Annotated in this window: 14 protein-coding genes; 5 read left to right on the top strand and 9 right to left on the bottom strand. The window is 59.6% G+C overall.

Features of this window, described 5'->3' with window-relative positions; all coding sequences use genetic code 11:
- Nucleotides 1-147: 147 nt before the first annotated feature.
- The 3 genes from PFLQ2_RS27315 to PFLQ2_RS27325 all read right to left on the bottom strand — a co-directional run bounded on the left by PFLQ2_RS27315 (nucleotide 148) and on the right by PFLQ2_RS27325 (nucleotide 2,411).
- On the bottom strand, nucleotides 148-780 hold the full coding sequence (locus tag PFLQ2_RS27315) for a histidine phosphatase family protein (protein WP_152632635.1): 633 nt from the start codon (nucleotides 778-780) through the stop codon (nucleotides 148-150).
- A 143-nt stretch (nucleotides 781-923) separates the two neighbouring features.
- Nucleotides 924-1,811 (bottom strand): lysophospholipid acyltransferase, encoded by an 888-nt coding sequence (locus PFLQ2_RS27320; protein ID WP_003177096.1) that lies wholly within the window; start codon nucleotides 1,809-1,811, stop codon nucleotides 924-926.
- A 42-nt stretch (nucleotides 1,812-1,853) separates the two neighbouring features.
- Nucleotides 1,854-2,411: a DNA-3-methyladenine glycosylase I gene (locus PFLQ2_RS27325; protein ID WP_003177095.1), complete on the bottom strand. Its 558-nt coding sequence runs from the start codon at nucleotides 2,409-2,411 to the stop codon at nucleotides 1,854-1,856.
- A gap of 81 nt (nucleotides 2,412-2,492) precedes the next feature.
- Here PFLQ2_RS27325 and glyQ point away from each other — a divergent pair, with 81 nt between their 5' ends.
- The 4 genes from glyQ (at nucleotide 2,493) to PFLQ2_RS27345 (ending at nucleotide 6,898) form a co-directional block, all read left to right on the top strand.
- Entirely contained in the window at nucleotides 2,493-3,446 is a 954-nt protein-coding gene (glyQ, locus tag PFLQ2_RS27330; RefSeq protein ID WP_003177094.1) for a glycine--tRNA ligase subunit alpha, read from the top strand.
- A complete protein-coding gene (gene glyS / locus PFLQ2_RS27335) occupies nucleotides 3,443-5,494 on the top strand; it encodes a glycine--tRNA ligase subunit beta (protein ID WP_003177091.1) in 2,052 nt (683 codons plus the stop codon). Before glyQ ends, glyS begins: the two co-directional genes overlap by 4 nt.
- Nucleotides 5,495-5,498: 4 nt before the next feature.
- A complete protein-coding gene (gmhB, locus tag PFLQ2_RS27340) occupies nucleotides 5,499-6,038 on the top strand; it encodes a D-glycero-beta-D-manno-heptose 1,7-bisphosphate 7-phosphatase (RefSeq protein ID WP_172680569.1) in 540 nt (179 codons plus the stop codon).
- Between the two features lie 80 nt (nucleotides 6,039-6,118).
- On the top strand, nucleotides 6,119-6,898 hold the full coding sequence (locus PFLQ2_RS27345; protein WP_003177089.1) for a lysophospholipid acyltransferase family protein: 780 nt from the start codon (nucleotides 6,119-6,121) through the stop codon (nucleotides 6,896-6,898).
- A gap of 167 nt (nucleotides 6,899-7,065) precedes the next feature.
- Here the strand turns inward: PFLQ2_RS27345 and PFLQ2_RS27350 are convergent, their stop codons facing one another.
- Nucleotides 7,066-8,583 (bottom strand): PAS domain-containing sensor histidine kinase, encoded by a 1,518-nt coding sequence (locus PFLQ2_RS27350; protein ID WP_003177088.1) that lies wholly within the window; start codon nucleotides 8,581-8,583, stop codon nucleotides 7,066-7,068.
- A gap of 218 nt (nucleotides 8,584-8,801) precedes the next feature.
- On the opposite strand from PFLQ2_RS27350, the gene PFLQ2_RS27355 reads away from it, so the two are divergent.
- A complete protein-coding gene (locus tag PFLQ2_RS27355) occupies nucleotides 8,802-9,536 on the top strand; it encodes a response regulator transcription factor (protein WP_003177087.1) in 735 nt (244 codons plus the stop codon).
- Between the two features lie 54 nt (nucleotides 9,537-9,590).
- Here the strand turns inward: PFLQ2_RS27355 and gabP are convergent, their stop codons facing one another.
- From gabP to dnaA, 5 genes are all read right to left on the bottom strand, one after another.
- The gene (gabP, locus tag PFLQ2_RS27360) at nucleotides 9,591-10,985 is read right to left on the bottom strand and encodes a GABA permease (RefSeq protein WP_003177086.1); all 1,395 of its coding nucleotides are present in this window, start codon (nucleotides 10,983-10,985) and stop codon (nucleotides 9,591-9,593) included.
- 300 nt (nucleotides 10,986-11,285) lie between these two features.
- Nucleotides 11,286-13,703 carry a DNA topoisomerase (ATP-hydrolyzing) subunit B gene (gyrB, locus tag PFLQ2_RS27365; protein WP_003177085.1) on the bottom strand — a complete coding sequence of 806 codons (2,418 nt, stop codon included), beginning with the start codon at nucleotides 13,701-13,703 and terminating at the stop codon, nucleotides 11,286-11,288.
- 5 nt (nucleotides 13,704-13,708) lie between these two features.
- Entirely contained in the window at nucleotides 13,709-14,812 is a 1,104-nt protein-coding gene (recF, locus tag PFLQ2_RS27370) for a DNA replication/repair protein RecF (RefSeq protein ID WP_003177084.1), read from the bottom strand.
- A 20-nt stretch (nucleotides 14,813-14,832) separates the two neighbouring features.
- Nucleotides 14,833-15,936 (bottom strand): DNA polymerase III subunit beta, encoded by a 1,104-nt coding sequence (gene dnaN, locus PFLQ2_RS27375; RefSeq protein WP_003177083.1) that lies wholly within the window; start codon nucleotides 15,934-15,936, stop codon nucleotides 14,833-14,835.
- A 39-nt stretch (nucleotides 15,937-15,975) separates the two neighbouring features.
- Nucleotides 15,976-17,493 carry a chromosomal replication initiator protein DnaA gene (gene dnaA, locus PFLQ2_RS27380; protein ID WP_003177082.1) on the bottom strand — a complete coding sequence of 506 codons (1,518 nt, stop codon included), beginning with the start codon at nucleotides 17,491-17,493 and terminating at the stop codon, nucleotides 15,976-15,978.
- Between the last annotated feature and the right edge of the window lie 19 nt (nucleotides 17,494-17,512).

Raw genomic sequence — 17,512 nt, 5'->3', positions numbered from 1 at the left:
GGGGTTGTGTGTTGGCCGGCATTCGGGGCACGGAGGGCTTTTTTGTGAGTGCTTCGCACTCAAGCGGGAGCAAGCTCCCTCGCCACGGGACCTTTGTCGGTTTTGGGCGCGGTGCCAGGGATCGTCAGCCATCGACCACCAGTTCCATTACCTTTCCAAAACCAAGTTCGAAGGATCCCACCCTTCAGGTCGCTTCTGACCGAAAGCGTCGCGTAGCTCGACATCGACATTCTCCAGTAGGAGCATCTGCCCGTTGGCGAGCTGCCAATCATAGAAATCTGAAAAGTCTGCTTTCGCCAAGGCCCGGATTGTCTTTGCAACGAAGCCGTGGGCGACCAGCAAAACGTGTTTCGACGGGTAGCGCTTTTGCAGTTCGAGCAGCCCCTCTCGAACACGCTGAACCACGTCGCGAACCGACTCTCCATCAGTCGGCCCGACTGCCCAGCACCGCGTGATGTTTTGAGACCAAAGCTCTGGGTAACGCTCGCTTGCATCAGCCTGGGTCAGCCCTTCAAAAACTCCCACGCTGCGTTCGCGAAAAGCATTCAGGGTTGAGCTTGGTAGGTTCAATGTGCGGTTCAGGATGACGGCGGTTTCTTGGGCTCTACGCAGAGGGGATACGATCATCGCGTCCAGGTTGGACGGCAAGTGCTTGGCTAGGGCGAGGGCCTGCTCTCTGCCTCGTTGATTTAGCCCGGGATCGATGGATCCGACGTAGCGCTTTTCAGCATTCAGCTTGGTTTCCCCATGCCGGACTACACATAGATTCACGAGATCCATCTCCATCGCTCAGGGCTGGAAACTATAACAGCGCCATAAAAATGCAACTCGCGTAGGCGTCCGTTCTGTTGGATATATGTCGTCTGGTAGGGCGCTATCGCGAGCAAGCTCGCTCCCACAGGGGTTTGGTGTTGGGCTGGGTTTTAGTACCACCGCGCCTCGCCCGGTGGACGTTTCTTGAAGCGTTTCATGCTCCACATGTATTGGCTTGGGTAGGCGCGCACGTAGCGTTCGACCACTTGGCTCATGGCGGCGCAGGCGGTTTCGGTGTCGGTGCTGTACATGGCGTCTGGGGCGGCTTCGAGGATAACTTTGTAGCCGGAGCCGTCCGGCAGGCGCAGGGCGTGGAGGAAGACGCCGACGGCTTTGCCGCCGGCGAGCATGTTCGGCACGAACTTGCTGGTCAGGGCTTGGGTGGCGAAGAAGGGCACGAAGATGCCGGCGGATTCGGCCGGTTCCGGGTCGGCGGGGATGCCCACCTGGCCGCCCTTGCGCACTTCCTTGATGACGCTGAGGATGCCTTCCTTGGTGGACGCGGCGACTTTGTTGCCCAGTTGTACGCGTTGTTTGCGCAGCAATTCATCCACGGCCTTGAGCTTGGGTGGGCGGTAGAAAATGATCGGTTTGCACTGGCTGCAATAGAAGTGGTTGAGCACTTCCCAGTTGCCCAGGTGGCTGGTGATGCCGACCACGCCTTTGCCCGACGCCAGCGCGTCTTTTAATACGTCCAGGCCTTCGACTTCACGCACCAGGTCGATGGAGCGCTGGGCCGGCCAGATCCAGGCGCAGGCGCTTTCGGTCAGGGATTTGCCGATGTCCTTGAGGCTTTGGCCCACCAGGCGCTCGCGCTCGGCCGGGTCCATCTCGGGGAAGCACTTGGCGAGGTTGATCCGCACCACATCGCGGGAGCGGTTGGGCAGCTTCCACATGAGCCAGCCGATGGCCGAACCCACCGCTTGCACCGCGCGCCAGGGCAGCAGCGCAAACAACCGCAGAGCGCCGACCAGCAAGGCGCCTTTCAACTTATCCACAGGTCACTCCTGAATTCTTGGGCGTGTTACGAGCCGGCTATTCTAACCAGCGTTTACCAACTCGGCGTAGCGGTCGCAGTCTTGGGTGTGGTCCATGACCATGCCCGAGGCCTGCATCAAGGCGTAGCAAATGGTCGGCCCGACGAAGGTGAACCCGGCCTTTTTCAAGCCTTTGCTCATCGCCAGCGCCTCGGGCGTGATGGCCGGCACTTCGGTGCGGTCCTTGAAGTGGTTGATGATGGGTTTGTCGCCGACGAACGACCAGAGGAACGCCACCGGGTCTTCCAGCGCCAGCCAGGCTTGGGCATTGCGGCGGGCGGCCTTGAGCTTGAGACGGTTGCGGATGATGCCGGGGTCGAGCATCAGGTCGTCGATTTCGGCGTCGCTCATTTGCGCCACGCGCTGCACGTCAAAACCGTACAGCACCTGCCGGTAGCGCTCGCGTTTGCGCAAAACGGTGATCCAGGACAGCCCGGCCTGGAACCCTTCGAGCAAAAGCAACTCGAACAAACCCTGCGCATCGCGCAGCGGCGTGCCCCACTCCTGATCGTGATAAGCCATGTACAAAGGATCGTCAGAACACCAAAAGCAGCGTGGCATAAGGCTCCAGGGGGCGTGCGCACGAACGAATCGGGTATACTCCCGCTCTTTAAATCGCAGCCCAAGAAACAGGTGAATTTCGTGAGCCAGCCTACGCCAGCCGTGCGTACCTTCCAAGACTTGATCCTCGCCCTCCAGCAATACTGGGCCGAGCAAGGTTGCGTGGTACTTCAGCCCTACGATATGGAAGTAGGCGCCGGCACTTTCCACACTGCCACGTTTCTGCGTGCCATCGGCCCGGAAACCTGGAACGCCGCTTATGTGCAGCCCAGCCGCCGCCCGACTGACGGCCGCTACGGCGAAAACCCGAACCGCCTGCAGCATTACTACCAGTTCCAGGTGGTACTGAAGCCGAACCCGGAAAACTTCCAGGAACTGTACCTGGGCTCCCTCAAGCACGTGGGCCTCGACCCGCTGGTGCACGACATTCGTTTCGTCGAAGACAACTGGGAATCGCCGACACTGGGCGCCTGGGGCCTGGGCTGGGAAGTCTGGCTCAACGGCATGGAAGTGACTCAGTTCACCTACTTCCAGCAGGCGGGCGGCATCGAGTGCTACCCGGTGACCGGCGAGATCACCTACGGTCTGGAACGCCTGGCCATGTACCTGCAAGGCGTGGATTCGGTCTACGACCTGGTGTGGGCTGACGGCCCGTTCGGCAAAGTGACCTACGGCGACGTGTTCCACCAGAACGAAGTGGAGCAGTCGACCTACAACTTCGAACACGCCAACGTCGAGAAGCTGTTCGAGCTGTTCGATTTCTATGAAAGCGAAGCCAAGCGCCTGATCGAACTGGATCAGCCGCTGCCGTTGCCAAGCTACGAAATGGTGTTGAAGGCCTCCCATACCTTCAACCTGCTGGACGCACGCCGGGCGATTTCCGTGACCGCGCGCCAGCAATACATCCTGCGTGTACGCACCTTGGCGCGTTCCGTTGCGCAAGCCTACCTGCTGGCCCGTGCCAAGCTGGGCTTCCCGATGGCGACCCCGGACCTGCGTGATGAAGTGTTGGCTAAGCTGGAGGCTGCACAATGAGTGCTCAAGATTTCCTGGTTGAACTGGGCACCGAAGAACTGCCACCCAAAGCCCTGAATACCCTGGCCGACGCGTTCCTGGCTGGCATCGACAAAGGCCTGCAAGCCGCTGGCCTGAGCTACGAAGCCAAGCAAGTTTACGCCGCGCCGCGCCGCCTGGCCGTGCTGATCACCGCCCTGGCGACCCAGCAGCCGGACCGCAGCATCAACCTTGATGGCCCGCCACGTCAGGCCGCGTTCGATGCCGATGGCAACCCGACCCAGGCCGCCCTGGGCTTCGCCAAGAAGTGCGGCGTGGACCTGAGCGAAATCGACCAGAGCGGCCCGAAGCTGCGCTACAGCCAAAGCATCAAAGGCAAGCCGACCGCCAGCCTGTTGCCGACCATCGTCGAAGACTCCCTCAATGACTTGCCGATTCCCAAGCGCATGCGCTGGGCCGCGCGCAAGGAAGAGTTCGTGCGTCCGACCCAATGGCTGGTGATGCTGCTCGGTGACCAGGTCATCGACTGCACGATCCTGGCCCAGAAGGCCGGTCGCGATTCCCGCGGCCACCGTTTCCATCATCCGCAAAGCGTGCGCATCACCTCGCCGGCCAACTACCTGGCCGACCTGCGTGCCGCCTACGTGCTGGCCGATGCCAACGAGCGTCGCGAGCTGATCAGCAAGCGCACCGAAGAGCTGGCGACCCTGCAGGAAGGCACCGCGATCGTGCCGCCAAGCCTGCTCGACGAAGTGACCGCGCTGGTGGAATGGCCGGTGCCGCTGGTGTGCTCGTTCGAGGAACGTTTCCTTGAAGTGCCGCAGGAAGCGCTGATCACCACCATGCAGGACAACCAGAAATACTTCTGCCTGCTGGACGCCGAAGGCAAGTTGTTGCCGCGCTTCATTACAGTCGCCAACATCGAAAGCAAGGACCCGCAGCAGATCATCGCCGGTAACGAGAAAGTCGTTCGCCCGCGCCTGACCGATGCCGAGTTCTTCTTCAAGCAAGACAAGAAGCAGCCGCTGGAAAGCTTCAACGAGCGCCTGCAGAACGTGGTATTCCAGGAAAAACTCGGCAGCGTCTACGACAAGGCCGAGCGCGTGTCGAAACTGGCGGCGTTCATCGCCCCGCGCATCGGCGGCGATGCCCAGCGCGCGGCCCGTGCCGGCATCCTGTCCAAGTGCGACTTGTCCACCGAGATGGTCGGTGAGTTCCCGGAGATGCAAGGCGTCGCCGGTTACTACTACGCCCTCAACGATGGCGAGCCGCAGGACGTGGCCCTGGCGCTGAACGAACAGTACATGCCGCGCGGTGCCGGCGCTGAACTGCCGACCACCCTGACCGGTGCGGCCGTGGCGATTGCCGACAAGCTCGATACTCTGGTCGGCATCTTCGGCATTGGCATGCTGCCTACCGGTAGCAAAGACCCGTATGCCTTGCGTCGCGCGGCGCTGGGTGTGTTGCGGATCCTGATCGACAAGCAGCTGGACCTGGACCTGAACGACGCCGTGGCGTTTGCCGTCAACGCGTTCGGCAGCAAGGTCAAGGCTGCCGGCTTGGCCGATGCCGTGCTGGAATTCATCTTCGACCGCCTGCGTGCGCGTTATGAAGATGAAGGCGTCGATGTCGCGACCTACCTGTCGGTGCGTGCCCTGAAGCCGGGCTCGGCCCTGGACTTCGACCAGCGCGTACAAGCGGTGCAGGCGTTCCGCAAACTGCCGGAAGCGGCTGCATTGGCGGCGGTGAACAAGCGGGTGTCGAACCTGCTCAGCAAGGCTGAGCCGTCCACCAACACCGCTGAAGCGCGTTATTTCGATAACGCGGCAGAGTTCTCGCTCAACTCGGCAATTCAACAGGCAAGTACGTCGGTGCAACCGCTCATGGAAAAACGCGAGTACGCCGAAGCGCTGGCGCGCCTGGCGGCCCTGCGCGAGCCGGTCGATGCGTTCTTTGAGGCCGTGATGGTGAATGCGGACGACGAGAACGTGCGTCGAAACCGCTACGCACTGCTGACGCGTCTGCGCGGGTTGTTCCTCAACATCGCTGATATTTCCATGCTGGGTTGAGGAGCTGCTGTTGAAACTGCTGATTCTCGATCGGGACGGGGTGATCAATCACGACTCCGACGCTTACATCAAATCGGTGGAGGAGTGGTTACCGCTCCCCGGTTCGATCGAAGCCATCGCGCAGTTGAGCAAGGCCGGCTGGACGGTGGCGGTCGCCACCAACCAGTCGGGCATCGCCCGCGGTTACTACGACCTTGCCGTGCTCGAGGCCATGCATGAGCGCTTGCGCGAACTGGTGGCCGAGCGGGGCGGGGAAGTCGGGTTGATCGTCTATTGTCCACATGGACCGGATGAAGGCTGTGATTGCCGCAAGCCCAAGCCGGGCATGTTGAAAGCCATTGCCGCCCATTACGACGTGGGGCTGGCGGGCGTGTGGTTTGTCGGCGACAGTTCAGGTGACCTGGAGGCGGCCAAGGCCGTCGATTGTCAGCCAGTTTTGGTAAAGACCGGCAAAGGCGAAAAGACTCTGGGCAAGACCCTACCGGTGGGCACCTTGATTTTTGACGACCTGGCGGCGGTTGCCGCTGAACTTATCCACAATTAGAGCTCCCAAGACATCCTGATCAAGGATTGTTCGGGAAGCGCTTTAACAGGCGGGCATTGCCCGCAACGGTAAACGCCGCTATGTCGATATTGCAGGCCATCAGAACCTTCCTCTTTTACCTGCTGTTGGGCACCAGTTCCTTGCTGTGGTGTTCCTTGAGTTTTTTTATCGCGCCTTTTTTGCCGTTCAAGGCGCGCTACCGTTTCATCAACGTCTATTGGTGCCGCTGCGCGCTGTGGCTGAGCAAAGTGTTCCTGGGCATCAGCTACGAAGTGAAGGGCGCCGAGAACGTACCGGACCGCCCCTGCGTGATCCAGTCCAACCACCAGAGCACCTGGGAGACGTTCTTCCTCTCGGCCTATTTCGAGCCGTTGAGCCAAGTCCTCAAGCGTGAACTGTTGTTCGTGCCGTTCTTTGGCTGGGCCATGGCGATGCTACGGCCGATTGCCATCGATCGTGACAATCCCAAATTGGCTCTCAAGCAAGTGGCGAAGAAGGGTGACGAGCTGCTCAAGGACAACACTTGGGTGCTGATCTTCCCCGAGGGCACCCGCGTTCCTTACGGGACTGTTGGCAAGTTCTCCCGCAGCGGTTCCGCATTGGCGGTGAACGCTGAGCTGCCGGTACTGCCGATTGCACACAATGCCGGTAAATTCTGGCCAAAGGCTGGCTGGGTCAGGAAGCCAGGCGTCATCACCGTGGTGATTGGCGAACCCATGTATGCCGAAGGCAGCGGGCCTCGCGCCATCGCCGCGCTCAATGATCGCGTACAGGCTTGGAATGAGCAGACACAACGGGAAATGGGTTCACTTCCACCGGGCCCTGCGCCAGTGGCCGCAACAGATGAGATCGCTGTCTGAGATCTGTGGATAACCTGTGTACCGTTCTTGCGATTTTTGCCGTTTTTACATTTTAACCACTTGATTTATATACATATTTCTTAAAAACATAAAACACCCAAAAGGGTGCATAAGTTTTTATAGGCGCAAAAGATCGCCGCGTTGGCAGCCAACGCGGCGATTTTTTTTCAGGTATCCAGCAGCGCCAGGCGCAGGCTGAATGTCGTGCCTTCGCCTACGACGCTGCGGCACTCGATTTGCCCGTCATGATGTTCCACAACAGCCTTGACCATCGACAGCCCCAAACCAATGCCATCGACACCATGGGCTGAGGAAAACCGTCTGTACTGGCTGAACAGATCCGGTAGTTCGTGGGCACCGATGCCTTTGCCCTGATCGATCACATCGCAGGTCAGCCATCCATCCGCGCATCGCACCTTCAGATAAATATGCGTGCCCGGCGCGCTGTACTTGATGGCGTTTTCCAGCAGATTGAATAGCGCGCGGGTCAGCAAGGACTGGTCCGCCTGTATGGTCGCTTCTTCATTGTCCATTTCATGGATCAGTTGGATGCGTTTTGCCTGGGCAATGGGTAATGCCTGGTCGACCACGTCCAACAGCAGCATGGCGAACAACGTTGGTTGGAACTGGTAGGTCTCGGATTCAGCCCTGGCCAATTGCACGAAGCCATCGGTCAGGTCCAGGGCGCGACGCACCTGGCGTTCTATCTGGTCGAATATGGGGTTGTCTGCGCCGCTCTGGTGCCGCTGCACATCGAGCAGGGCGAGGATCGCTGAGTGAGGGGCGCGCAGGTCATGGGACAGGAAACGCAGCATAAGGCTTCGCTGCTCTTGGGCTTCACGCTCGGCGCTCAGGTCGGTCAGGCTCAGCAACCAGCCAATGGGCGCGCTGCCATCCACTGGCAGTAGCGCGGCTCGCTCCAGGCGCAGGCTGCGCTCGTGACCGTCGCGAAACTCCACCAGGGGCAATGTGGATAAACGATGCCGCGCACTTTGCTCCAGCCCTGGGTAACCCAACTGTGCGAGGTGCTCCAACACATCGCCGCCCGCCAGGCCATGGCCAAACAGATCCCGGGCCTTGCGGTTACCCAGCAGCACCTTGCCCTGGGGATCGCTGATCATTGTCGCCACCGGCAGGTATTCCAGGCCGTCGGCAATGAAGCGGCGCGTGTCCCGGGTTCGACTCATGGCTTGTTCCAGGGCCATGATCTGGCCCTGCAAACGGTCACTGCCGGTATAGGGCGCACGGCGGCGTTCCGGGAACACCTTCGGCTCGGCGTCCAGGCGCGCCAGCTCCCAGCCGAAATAAGCCAGCACCACGCTCAGGCGTCGCCAGTTCCAGATCAGGTAGCCAAAGAGCATGCCCAATACGCTCGCCATCGGTGACCACCACCAACCACGAGCCGCCAGTACGGCACTGAGCAATAGCGCCAAGCTCATGCCGCCTACCGTCGTCCATAGCGCCAGGCGCGGGCGCAACAGCAGCAAGCCCAATACACACGCGACCAGACACACCGATAGTACGATTGAGCTCGACCCGTTGCGTGTTGATTGGCTGCTCATCGAGAGTAGGGCGGTCAGCGGCAACAGCAGCAAACTTATCCACAGCCACTCGCGCATCAACTGTCGAAACAGTTGCTGGACCTGGGTGGGTTCACGACTTTCCTGGCGGCGCTGGTTGCTCATGGGCACCGGGACCGGACACAAGGACTGGTAATGTTTGTCATGGGCAGGGCTCAGGCCAACAGGCGGAAAAATCCAAGACTATAGCGGAGTCGATGGGTGGCGCGCTGCTGCCTTTCCCTCTGCGCCGCGAGCCGGTATTGTCACAGCCAGCGACGGGGCCACTGCTGCGCATGCCACCTGAGATGTCCGTTACTTCCGAGATAAGGAAATCGCGTCCCATGCGTGTCGCCATACTGGATGACGAACCGGCCGAGCTGCGCCGGGTAGAACAGACACTTCAACAGATTCCCGGCAGGGGCGAGCAGGCCTGGACCCTGCACAGTTTCGAACGCGGCGAAGACCTGTTGCGGCAATTGCGCCGGGAAACCTTCGACCTGCTGATTCTCGACTGGCAGTTGCCCGATATCAGTGGCCTGTCCCTGTTGCGCTGGACCCGCGAGCACATGGACTCGCCACCGGCCGCGATCATGCTCACCAGCCGCGACGGCGAGCACGATATCGTCCAGGCCCTCAACGCTGGGGCCGACGATTACGTGAGCAAGCCGTTCCGGCCCAACGAACTCAAGGCCCGGGTCGCCGCCGTGCTGCGCCGCCACAACCTGCAACGCGCCCCGGCCAATGATGTGCTGGTGTTCAATGACCTGACGTTCGACGACGCCGAACTGACCATCACCCGCGCGGGTATCCCCATCAGCCTGACCGAACGGGAGTACCGCTTGGCCCGCTGTCTGTTTGCCAATCTGGGCCGGCCGCTGTCGCGGGAATATTTCTACGAGCGCTTCTGGAGCCATGAGGAAATGACTTCATCCCGTCCGCTCGATACCCATATCTATCGGCTGCGCAACAAGCTGGGGCTGACGGCTGATCGGGGTTGGCAGTTGCTGACGATTTATGGCTATGGCTATCGATTGGAGAGCGTGGCGGCGGGGAGTGAGGCGTCGGTGGCCAGTTAGGAAAGACTGGTTGCCTCTGTGGTGAGGAAGCTTGCTCCCTCACCACAGTGGACATTACCCGAGGGTCTGTACCAAGCCTCCGGTTTTTTTGATCCGACGACGCTGGATCAGCATTCCGGAGGCGACCACCAGCATGCTGAGCAAACCGGTCGCCAGGATCTCTACGCGATGGGCTTCCTGGAACAACATGATGGTCAGGGCACCGACGATGAAGACGATCACGGCGTAAGTCAGGCCCGGAAACAGCCACATGCTGAAAGCGATTTTTTCACCACGGGCCATGCGCTGCTTGCGCATGCGCAGTTGTGAAAAAGCGATGACCAAGTAGACCAGCAAGGCGATAGCGCCAGAACTCGCCAGCAGGAATTCGAACACCGCAGCCGGGGCCACGTAGTTGGCAAACACCGCAAGGAAAGCGGCTGCGGTGGACAACATCACCGCCCAGTAAGGCGTACCGCTCTTGTTGGTGCGCTGGGAAACAACGGGCGCATCACCGCGCTTGCCCAGCGAGAACATCATGCGCGAAGCCGTATAAAGCGCTGAGTTCAGGCAGCTCGTCACAGCAACCAGGACCACGATATCGACGATCAGCTTGGCGTTGGGGATGCCCATGCGCTCGAGCACCGTCTGATAGGAACCCACACTGGCCAGCAGCGGGTCGTTCCATGGCACCAGGGCTACGACGATGAAGATGGAAACGAGATAGAACAGGCCGATCCGCCAGATGACCGAGTTGGTCGCCTTGGAAATCTGCTGGCCGGGGTTCTTCGATTCGGCCGCTGCGATGGTCACGATCTCGGTGCCCATGAACGAGAACATGGTGGTCAGGATCGCACCCAATACCGCACCCATACCGTTGGGCAAGAAGCCTTGGGTGTCGAACAGATGCGAAACCCCGCTGACCTGGCTGGTTGGCAACAGGCCAAGGATCGCCAGGATGCCAAGACCCACGAAGCCGACAATCGCAATGACTTTGACCAGGGCGAACCAGAACTCGAACTCGCCATAGTTTTTCACGCTGAACAGGTTGGTGACCGTCAGCAGCAGGGTGATAACCAAGGTGAAGGCCCAGATCGCCACGTTGGGAAACCAGGCGTGCAGGATGGTTGCGGCCGCGTTGGCCTCCAACGGGATAACCAGGACCCAGAACCACCAGTAGAGCCAGCCGATGGTGAAGCCTGCCCAATGACCAATCGCGCGATCGGCATAGGTCGAGAAGGAGCCGGTGTCCGGCGAAGCCACCGCCATTTCGCCCAGCATTCGCATCACCAATACCACCAGTGCACCTGCCGCAGCGTAAGCCAATAGCACCGCCGGACCGGCCGCGGCGATAGCGTGGCCGGAGCCGACGAATAAACCGGCGCCGATCACGCCGGCGATGGAGAGCATCGTCACATGCCGAGGCTTGAGTCCTTGCTCCAGAGTGTTGGAAGTTTGCGTACCGCTCATTGAGACTACCCTTGGTGTTGGATTTATTCGTACCACCTCGTACCCATCGTCTCTGTCAATTTAAAGAAACGATGTGTAAGTTATTAAACACGCAAGTTTTACGCCAGGAAACCTTATACCCCCGGTATCCGGGGGCTTCGTGAAATCGCTAACCTATTGAGCGTGAAGGCTTTACGCCAGTGTGTTACCCAGTTACTCGGCTCTTGACCGCTGTGTCTTAGAAGGCTGGTACTTTCAAAGCGTAAAAAAAAGCCAACGCATGAGCGTTGGCTTTTTTTGAGCGGGGGCGAAGCGCAAGGATCAGAAATCCAGGTTAGACACCGCCAACGCGTTGCTTTCGATGAAATCACGGCGAGGTTCGACCGCATCACCCATCAGGGTGTTGAAGATCTGGTCCGCACCAATGGCGTCTTCGATGGTGACTTTCAGCATCCGGCGCGAGCTTGGGTCCATGGTGGTTTCCCACAGCTGATCCGGGTTCATTTCGCCCAGACCTTTGTATCGCTGGATGGTGTGGCGCTTGGTGCTTTCGGCCATCAGCCATTCAAGGGCTTCCTTGAACTCGGTCACGGCTTTCTTGCGTTCGCCACGCTGGATGTACGCACCGTCGTCCAGCAGCGTGCTCAATTGCGCGCCAAGGGATACAACGGTCTTGTAGTCGTTGCTGCCGAAGAAGTCGCGGTTGAAGGTGACGTAGTTCGACAAGCCATGGGAGATCAGTTCAACCTCCGGCAACCAGACGTTACGTTCACGGTCTTCGCGCAGGCTGGCTTTGTACACCAGGCCCGATTTCTCGACGGTACGCAGGCGCACTTCGTACTGGGCCAGCCAATCCTGCATCGCCGCGTGATCGGACAGTTGCTCCAGGCTGACAGCCGGCAGGTAGATGAAGTGCTCGGTCAGTTCCTGTGGGTACAGGCGCGACAAACGCTTGAGCGTCTTCATCACCAAACGGAAATCGTTGACCAGGCGCTCAAGGGCTTCACCGGAAATTCCCGGGGCATCTTCGTTCAGGTGCAGGCTCGCATCTTCCAAGGCCGACTGTGTCATGTACTCTTCCATGGCGTCGTCGTCTTTGATGTATTGCTCTTGCTTGCCTTTCTTGACCTTGTACAGCGGCGGCTGGGCGATGTAGATGTAGCCACGCTCGATCAGCTCCGGCAACTGACGGAAGAAGAACGTCAGCAGCAGGGTACGGATGTGCGAACCGTCGACGTCAGCATCGGTCATGATGATGATGTTGTGATAGCGCAGCTTGTCGATGTTGTACTCTTCGCGGCCGATGCCGCAGCCCAGCGCAGTGATCAAGGTGCCGACTTCCTGGGAGGAAATCATCTTGTCGAAGCGCGCCTTCTCAACGTTGAGGATCTTGCCCTTGAGTGGCAGGATGGCCTGGGTGCGACGGTTGCGTCCCTGCTTGGCGGAACCGCCAGCAGAGTCACCTTCCACGAGGTACAGCTCGGACAGGGCAGGGTCCTTTTCCTGGCAGTCAGCCAGTTTTCCTGGCAGGCCGGCGATGTCCAGCGCGCCTTTGCGGCGAGTCATCTCACGGGCCTTGCGCGCCGCTTCACGGGCACGGGCGGCGTCGATCATCTTGCCGACCACCAGCTTGGCTTCGTTCGGGTTTTCCAACAGGAAGTCGGAGAAGTACTTGCCCATTTCCTGTTCGACCGCGGTCTTCACTTCGGAAGAGACCAGCTTATCCTTGGTCTGGGAACTGAACTTCGGATCCGGCACTTTTACCGAAATGATCGCTGTCAGGCCTTCACGGGCATCGTCACCAGTGGTGGCGACTTTATGCTTCTTCGCCAGGCCTTCCTGCTCGATGTAGTTGTTCAGGTTACGCGTCAGCGCCGAACGGAAACCCACCAGGTGAGTGCCGCCGTCGCGCTGTGGAATGTTGTTGGTGAAGCACAACAGGTTCTCATTGAAGCTGTCATTCCACTGCAGGGCGATTTCCACGCCGATGCCGTCTTCACGCTGGATGTTGAAGTGGAACACCTGATTGACCGCAGTCTTGTTGGTGTTCAGGTATTCAACGAACGCTCGCAGACCGCCTTCGTACTTGAACAGCTCTTCCTTGCCGCTGCGCTCGTCCTTGAGGACGATGCCCACACCGGAGTTCAGGAAGGACAGCTCGCGGATCCGCTTGGCCAGGATGTCCCAGCTGAAATGGATGTTCTTGAAGGTTTCGCTGGAAGCCTTGAAGTGAATCTGGGTGCCGGTGGTCTCGCTGTCGCCAACGATCGCCATCGGTGCCTGAGGCACGCCGTGGATGTAGGTCTGTTCCCAGATCTTGCCGCTGCGGCGTACGGTCAGTACGAGTTGTTCAGACAGCGCGTTCACTACCGACACACCTACGCCGTGCAGGCCGCCGGATACCTTGTAGGAGTTGTCGTCGAACTTACCGCCAGCGTGCAGCACGGTCATGATGACCTCGGCGGCGGAAACGCCTTCCTCTTTGTGCACGTCTACCGGGATGCCACGGCCGTTATCGCGAACGGTGATGGACTCATCCGGGTGGATGATGATGCTGATGTCGTCGCAATAACCGGCGAGGGCTTCGTCGATGGAGTTGTCGACCACCTCGAACACCATGTGGTGCAGACCGCTGCCATCGTCGGTGTCACCAATGTACATACCGGGACGTTTGCGTACGGCATCCAGGCCTTTCAGCACTTTAATGCTCGTTGAGTCGTACGTATTTTCTTCGCTCAATGCCTTCACTCCCGATGGTCGTGGGTCTGGGTGATACGGCCCTGTTCCACGTGGAACAGGGCGACTGGCGTTTCCGTCTGCCAGCCTTCCCTCAATAATTCGTGATCTACACAGGTGATGAACACCTGGCAGCGTAAGTCTTCCAACAAGCGGCACAGCGCACGACGGTGGGCTTCGTCCAGTTCGGACGGCAGGTCATCCACCAGATAAATACACTGCCCGCGACGGGCCTGGCTCACCAGGTGCCCTTGGGCAATACGCAAGGCGCAAACCACCAACTTCTGCTGACCGCGGGACAAGATGTCCGCAGCGTTGTGGGCGCCCAATCTAAGACGCAAATCAGCACGTTGGGGTCCGGCCTGGGTATGGCCCATCTGCTGGTCCCGCTGCAGCGAGCCAGCCAGCACGGCACTCAGTTCCCGGTCCTTGTCCCAGCCTCGGTAATAGCTGAGCGTCAGGCCCTCAAGCTCAACCAGTTCGCTCAAGGTCTGCTCGAAGACCGGTTTCAAGGCTTTGATGTAAGCGCGGCGGTATTCATCTATTTCAGCGCTGGCCTGGCACAGTTCCCTGTCCCAAACCGCTTGCGAAACGGCGTCAAGTGTACCATGTCGCAGCCAAGAGTTTCTCTGGCGCAGCGCCTTCTGCAAGCGCTGCCACGTCGACATGAAGCGCGGTTCCACGTGGAACACACCCCAGTCGAGAAACTGCCGGCGAATCTTCGGCGCCCCCTCCAACAAGCGGAAACTGTCCGGGTTGATCAGCTGCAACGGCAGGATCTCCGCCAGCTGGGCGGCGCTGCGAGCGTTTTGTCCATCAATCCGAATCTGGAACTCACCCTGCCGGTCCCGGGAAATACCCAAGGCACTATGACCACCTTCCGCCAGCTCTACCTGACCGAATACCGTGCATGCCAGTTGATCGTACTGGATGACCGGCAACAGACGGCTGCTACGAAACGAACGGGCAAGGCCAAGCAGGTGCACGGCTTCCAGGACGCTGGTTTTGCCGCTGCCGTTGGCGCCGTAAAGGATATTGATGCGGGGGGAAGGGGAGAAGGTCACCGGGTGCAGATTGCGCACCGCGGTGACCGAGACGCGACTTAAGGACATCTAGCTTCTGCTGGGCATGATTACAGACGCATCGGCATGACAACGTAAGCCGAATCGTCGTTGTCGGACTCTTGCACCAGCGCACTGCTGTTGGAGTCAGACAGGATCAAACGTACCTGCTCAGTGGTCATCACGCCCAACACGTCGAGCAGATAGCTGACGTTGAAGCCGATTTCCAGGGAGCCACCGTTATAGTCAACGCCCACTTCTTCTTCCGCTTCTTCCTGCTCCGGGTTGTTCGCCTGGATTTTTAGCTGACCGTTGGCCAGTTGCAGACGAATGCCACGGTACTTCTCGTTGGACAGAATCGCGGTACGGCTGAAGGCTTCACGCAGGGCCTGACGGTCGCCCAATACCAGTTTGTCGCCACCTTTAGGCAGCACGCGCTCGTAGTCAGGGAATTTACCGTCCACCAATTTCGAGGTGAAGGTGAACTCGCCGGTGGTGGCGCGAATGTGGTGCTGGCCCAACACGATGCTGACGTTGCCATCCGGTTCAGTCAGCAGGCGGGCCAATTCCAGGATGCCTTTGCGCGGCACGATCACCTGATGGCGATCCGGTTGTCCGATATCGGCCTGCATCGAGCACATGGCCAGGCGGTGCCCGTCGGTGGCAACGGCGCGGATCACGCCAGCGGACACTTCCAGCAGCATACCGTTGAGGTAGTAGCGAACGTCCTGCTGGGCCATGGCGAAGCTGGTGCGCTCGATCAAGCGCCGCAGTTTGCTCTGGTCAAGGCTGCAGGTCAGCGAACCCGGGCCTTCTTCAACGGTCGGGAAATCGTTGGCTGGCAGCGTCGACAGGGTGAAGCGGCTGCGACCGGCCTTGACCACGAGCTTCTGCTCATCGACCTTGATGTCGATCAGCGCGTCGTTGGGCAGGCTTTTACAGATGTCCATCAGCTTGCGCGCCGGCACGGTGATGGAACCTGGATCAGCAGGCTCTTCAAGTTGTACTCGACCGACCAGCTCGACTTCCAGGTCGGTACCGGTCAGCGACAGTTGCTGGCCTTCGACAACCAACAGCACGTTGGAAAGTACCGGCAAGGTCTGGCGGCGTTCGACGACGCCTGCGACCAGTTGCAGGGGTTTCAACAGGGCTTCGCGTTGAATGGTGAAATGCATGGTCTAGTCCCTTGCCTTAATAAGCTGCGCTGGTGGTCATCAAGTGGTCAGTGTACGCAGCAGGTTCTTGTAGTCCTCGCGGATGTCCGCGTCGGATTCCTTAAGTTCGTTGATCTTGCGGCAGGCGTGCAGCACCGTAGTATGGTCGCGCCCGCCAAACACATCGCCAATTTCCGGCAGGCTGTGGTTGGTCAGTTCCTTGGACAGGGCCATGGCTACCTGGCGCGGACGAGCGACCGAACGCGAACGGCGTTTGGACAGCAAGTCGGAAATCTTGATTTTGTAGTATTCAGCCACGGTACGCTGAATGTTATCCACAGAAACCAGCTTGTCCTGCAATGCCAGCAGATCCTTCAATGACTCGCGAATCAACTCGATGGTGATATCGCGGCCCATGAAGTGCGAGTGAGCGATCACCCGCTTGAGCGCACCTTCGAGCTCACGCACGTTCGAGCGAATACGCTGAGCAATGAAGAACGCGGCGTCGTGAGGCAACTCGACCTTGGCCTGGTCGGCTTTCTTCATCAGGATCGCGACGCGGGTTTCCAGCTCGGGCGGCTCGACGGCCACCGTCAGGCCCCAGCCGAAACGCGACTTGAGGCGTTCTTCGAGGCCTTCGATTTCTTTCGGGTAACGGTCACTGGTGAGAATGACCTGCTGCCCGCCCTCAAGCAGTGCGTTGAAGGTGTGGAAAAACTCTTCCTGGGAACGTTCCTTGCGGGCGAAGAACTGGATGTCGTCGATCAGCAAGGCGTCTACCGAGCGGTAGAAACGCTTGAACTCGTTGATTGCGTTCAACTGCAGTGCCTTGACCATGTCAGCCACGAAACGCTCGGAATGCAAGTACACAACCTTGGCATTCGGGTTCTTCTTTAATAGGTGGTTACCTACCGCGTGCATCAAGTGGGTTTTACCCAGGCCGACACCGCCATAAAGGAAGAGCGGGTTGTAGCCATGCTTGGGGTTGTCCGCGACCTGCCAGGCGGCCGCGCGGGCCAGCTGGTTGGACTTACCCTCGACGAAATTCTCGAAGGTAAAGGTCCGGTTCAGGTAGCTGGTGTGCTTGAGCGCGCCCTCGACCTGGACAGTGCGTTGTTCGGCACGTACCGGTGCCTGCTGCGAGCTGGCACCGGCCATCGGGTCGAAGCTGTCGCGCGAAGGCTCTTCGCTGACCTCGGCGGCCTTTTGTGTATTGCGCTTGCTCGGCGCAGGTGCAGGCGCGGCGTGGTTGTTAACCGGCGCCGCGGCGGCCTGGGCCTGGGACGCTGCGGCGGCCAGCGGTGCATTGGGCGCCGCGCGCGGTGCCGAACTGCGTTTGCTGCCTATTAATAAGGACAACGCAGGCGCCATGCCATTGCCGTGCTCGTCGAGCAGCTCCATGACCCGGCCCAGGTACTTTTCGTTGACCCAGTCGAGAACGAAGCGGTTCGGTGCATAGACACGCAACTCGTCGCCTTCGGCTTCGACCTGTAGTGGACGGATCCAAGTGTTGAATTGTTGGGCAGGCAGCTCATCGCGCAAAAGCTCCACGCACTGCTGCCAAAGTTCCATTGACACGGATATCCCCTAAGTTGAA

Source organism: Pseudomonas fluorescens Q2-87 (genome assembly GCF_000281895.1).
In the GTDB taxonomy this organism is placed as follows: domain Bacteria; phylum Pseudomonadota; class Gammaproteobacteria; order Pseudomonadales; family Pseudomonadaceae; genus Aquipseudomonas; species Aquipseudomonas fluorescens_S.
Note: the sequence above shows the minus strand (reverse complement) of the source record. Positions and strands in the feature narration are given on the sequence as shown.

What these genes read in the sequence shown, in the direction of transcription:
- gabP (WP_003177086.1), bottom strand. Translation starts at nt 10,985, where the DNA reads ATGAGCGGTACGCAAACTTCCAACACTCTGGAGCAAGGACTCAAGCCT.
- PFLQ2_RS27350 (WP_003177088.1), bottom strand. Translation starts at nt 8,583, where the DNA reads ATGAGCAACCAGCGCCGCCAGGAAAGTCGTGAACCCACCCAGGTCCAG.
- PFLQ2_RS27315 (WP_152632635.1), bottom strand. Translation starts at nt 780, where the DNA reads ATGGATCTCGTGAATCTATGTGTAGTCCGGCATGGGGAAACCAAGCTG.
- dnaN (WP_003177083.1), bottom strand. Translation starts at nt 15,936, where the DNA reads ATGCATTTCACCATTCAACGCGAAGCCCTGTTGAAACCCCTGCAACTG.
- PFLQ2_RS27355 (WP_003177087.1), top strand. Translation starts at nt 8,802, where the DNA reads ATGCGTGTCGCCATACTGGATGACGAACCGGCCGAGCTGCGCCGGGTA.
- PFLQ2_RS27345 (WP_003177089.1), top strand. Translation starts at nt 6,119, where the DNA reads ATGTCGATATTGCAGGCCATCAGAACCTTCCTCTTTTACCTGCTGTTG.
- PFLQ2_RS27325 (WP_003177095.1), bottom strand. Translation starts at nt 2,411, where the DNA reads ATGCCACGCTGCTTTTGGTGTTCTGACGATCCTTTGTACATGGCTTAT.
- recF (WP_003177084.1), bottom strand. Translation starts at nt 14,812, where the DNA reads ATGTCCTTAAGTCGCGTCTCGGTCACCGCGGTGCGCAATCTGCACCCG.
- glyS (WP_003177091.1), top strand. Translation starts at nt 3,443, where the DNA reads ATGAGTGCTCAAGATTTCCTGGTTGAACTGGGCACCGAAGAACTGCCA.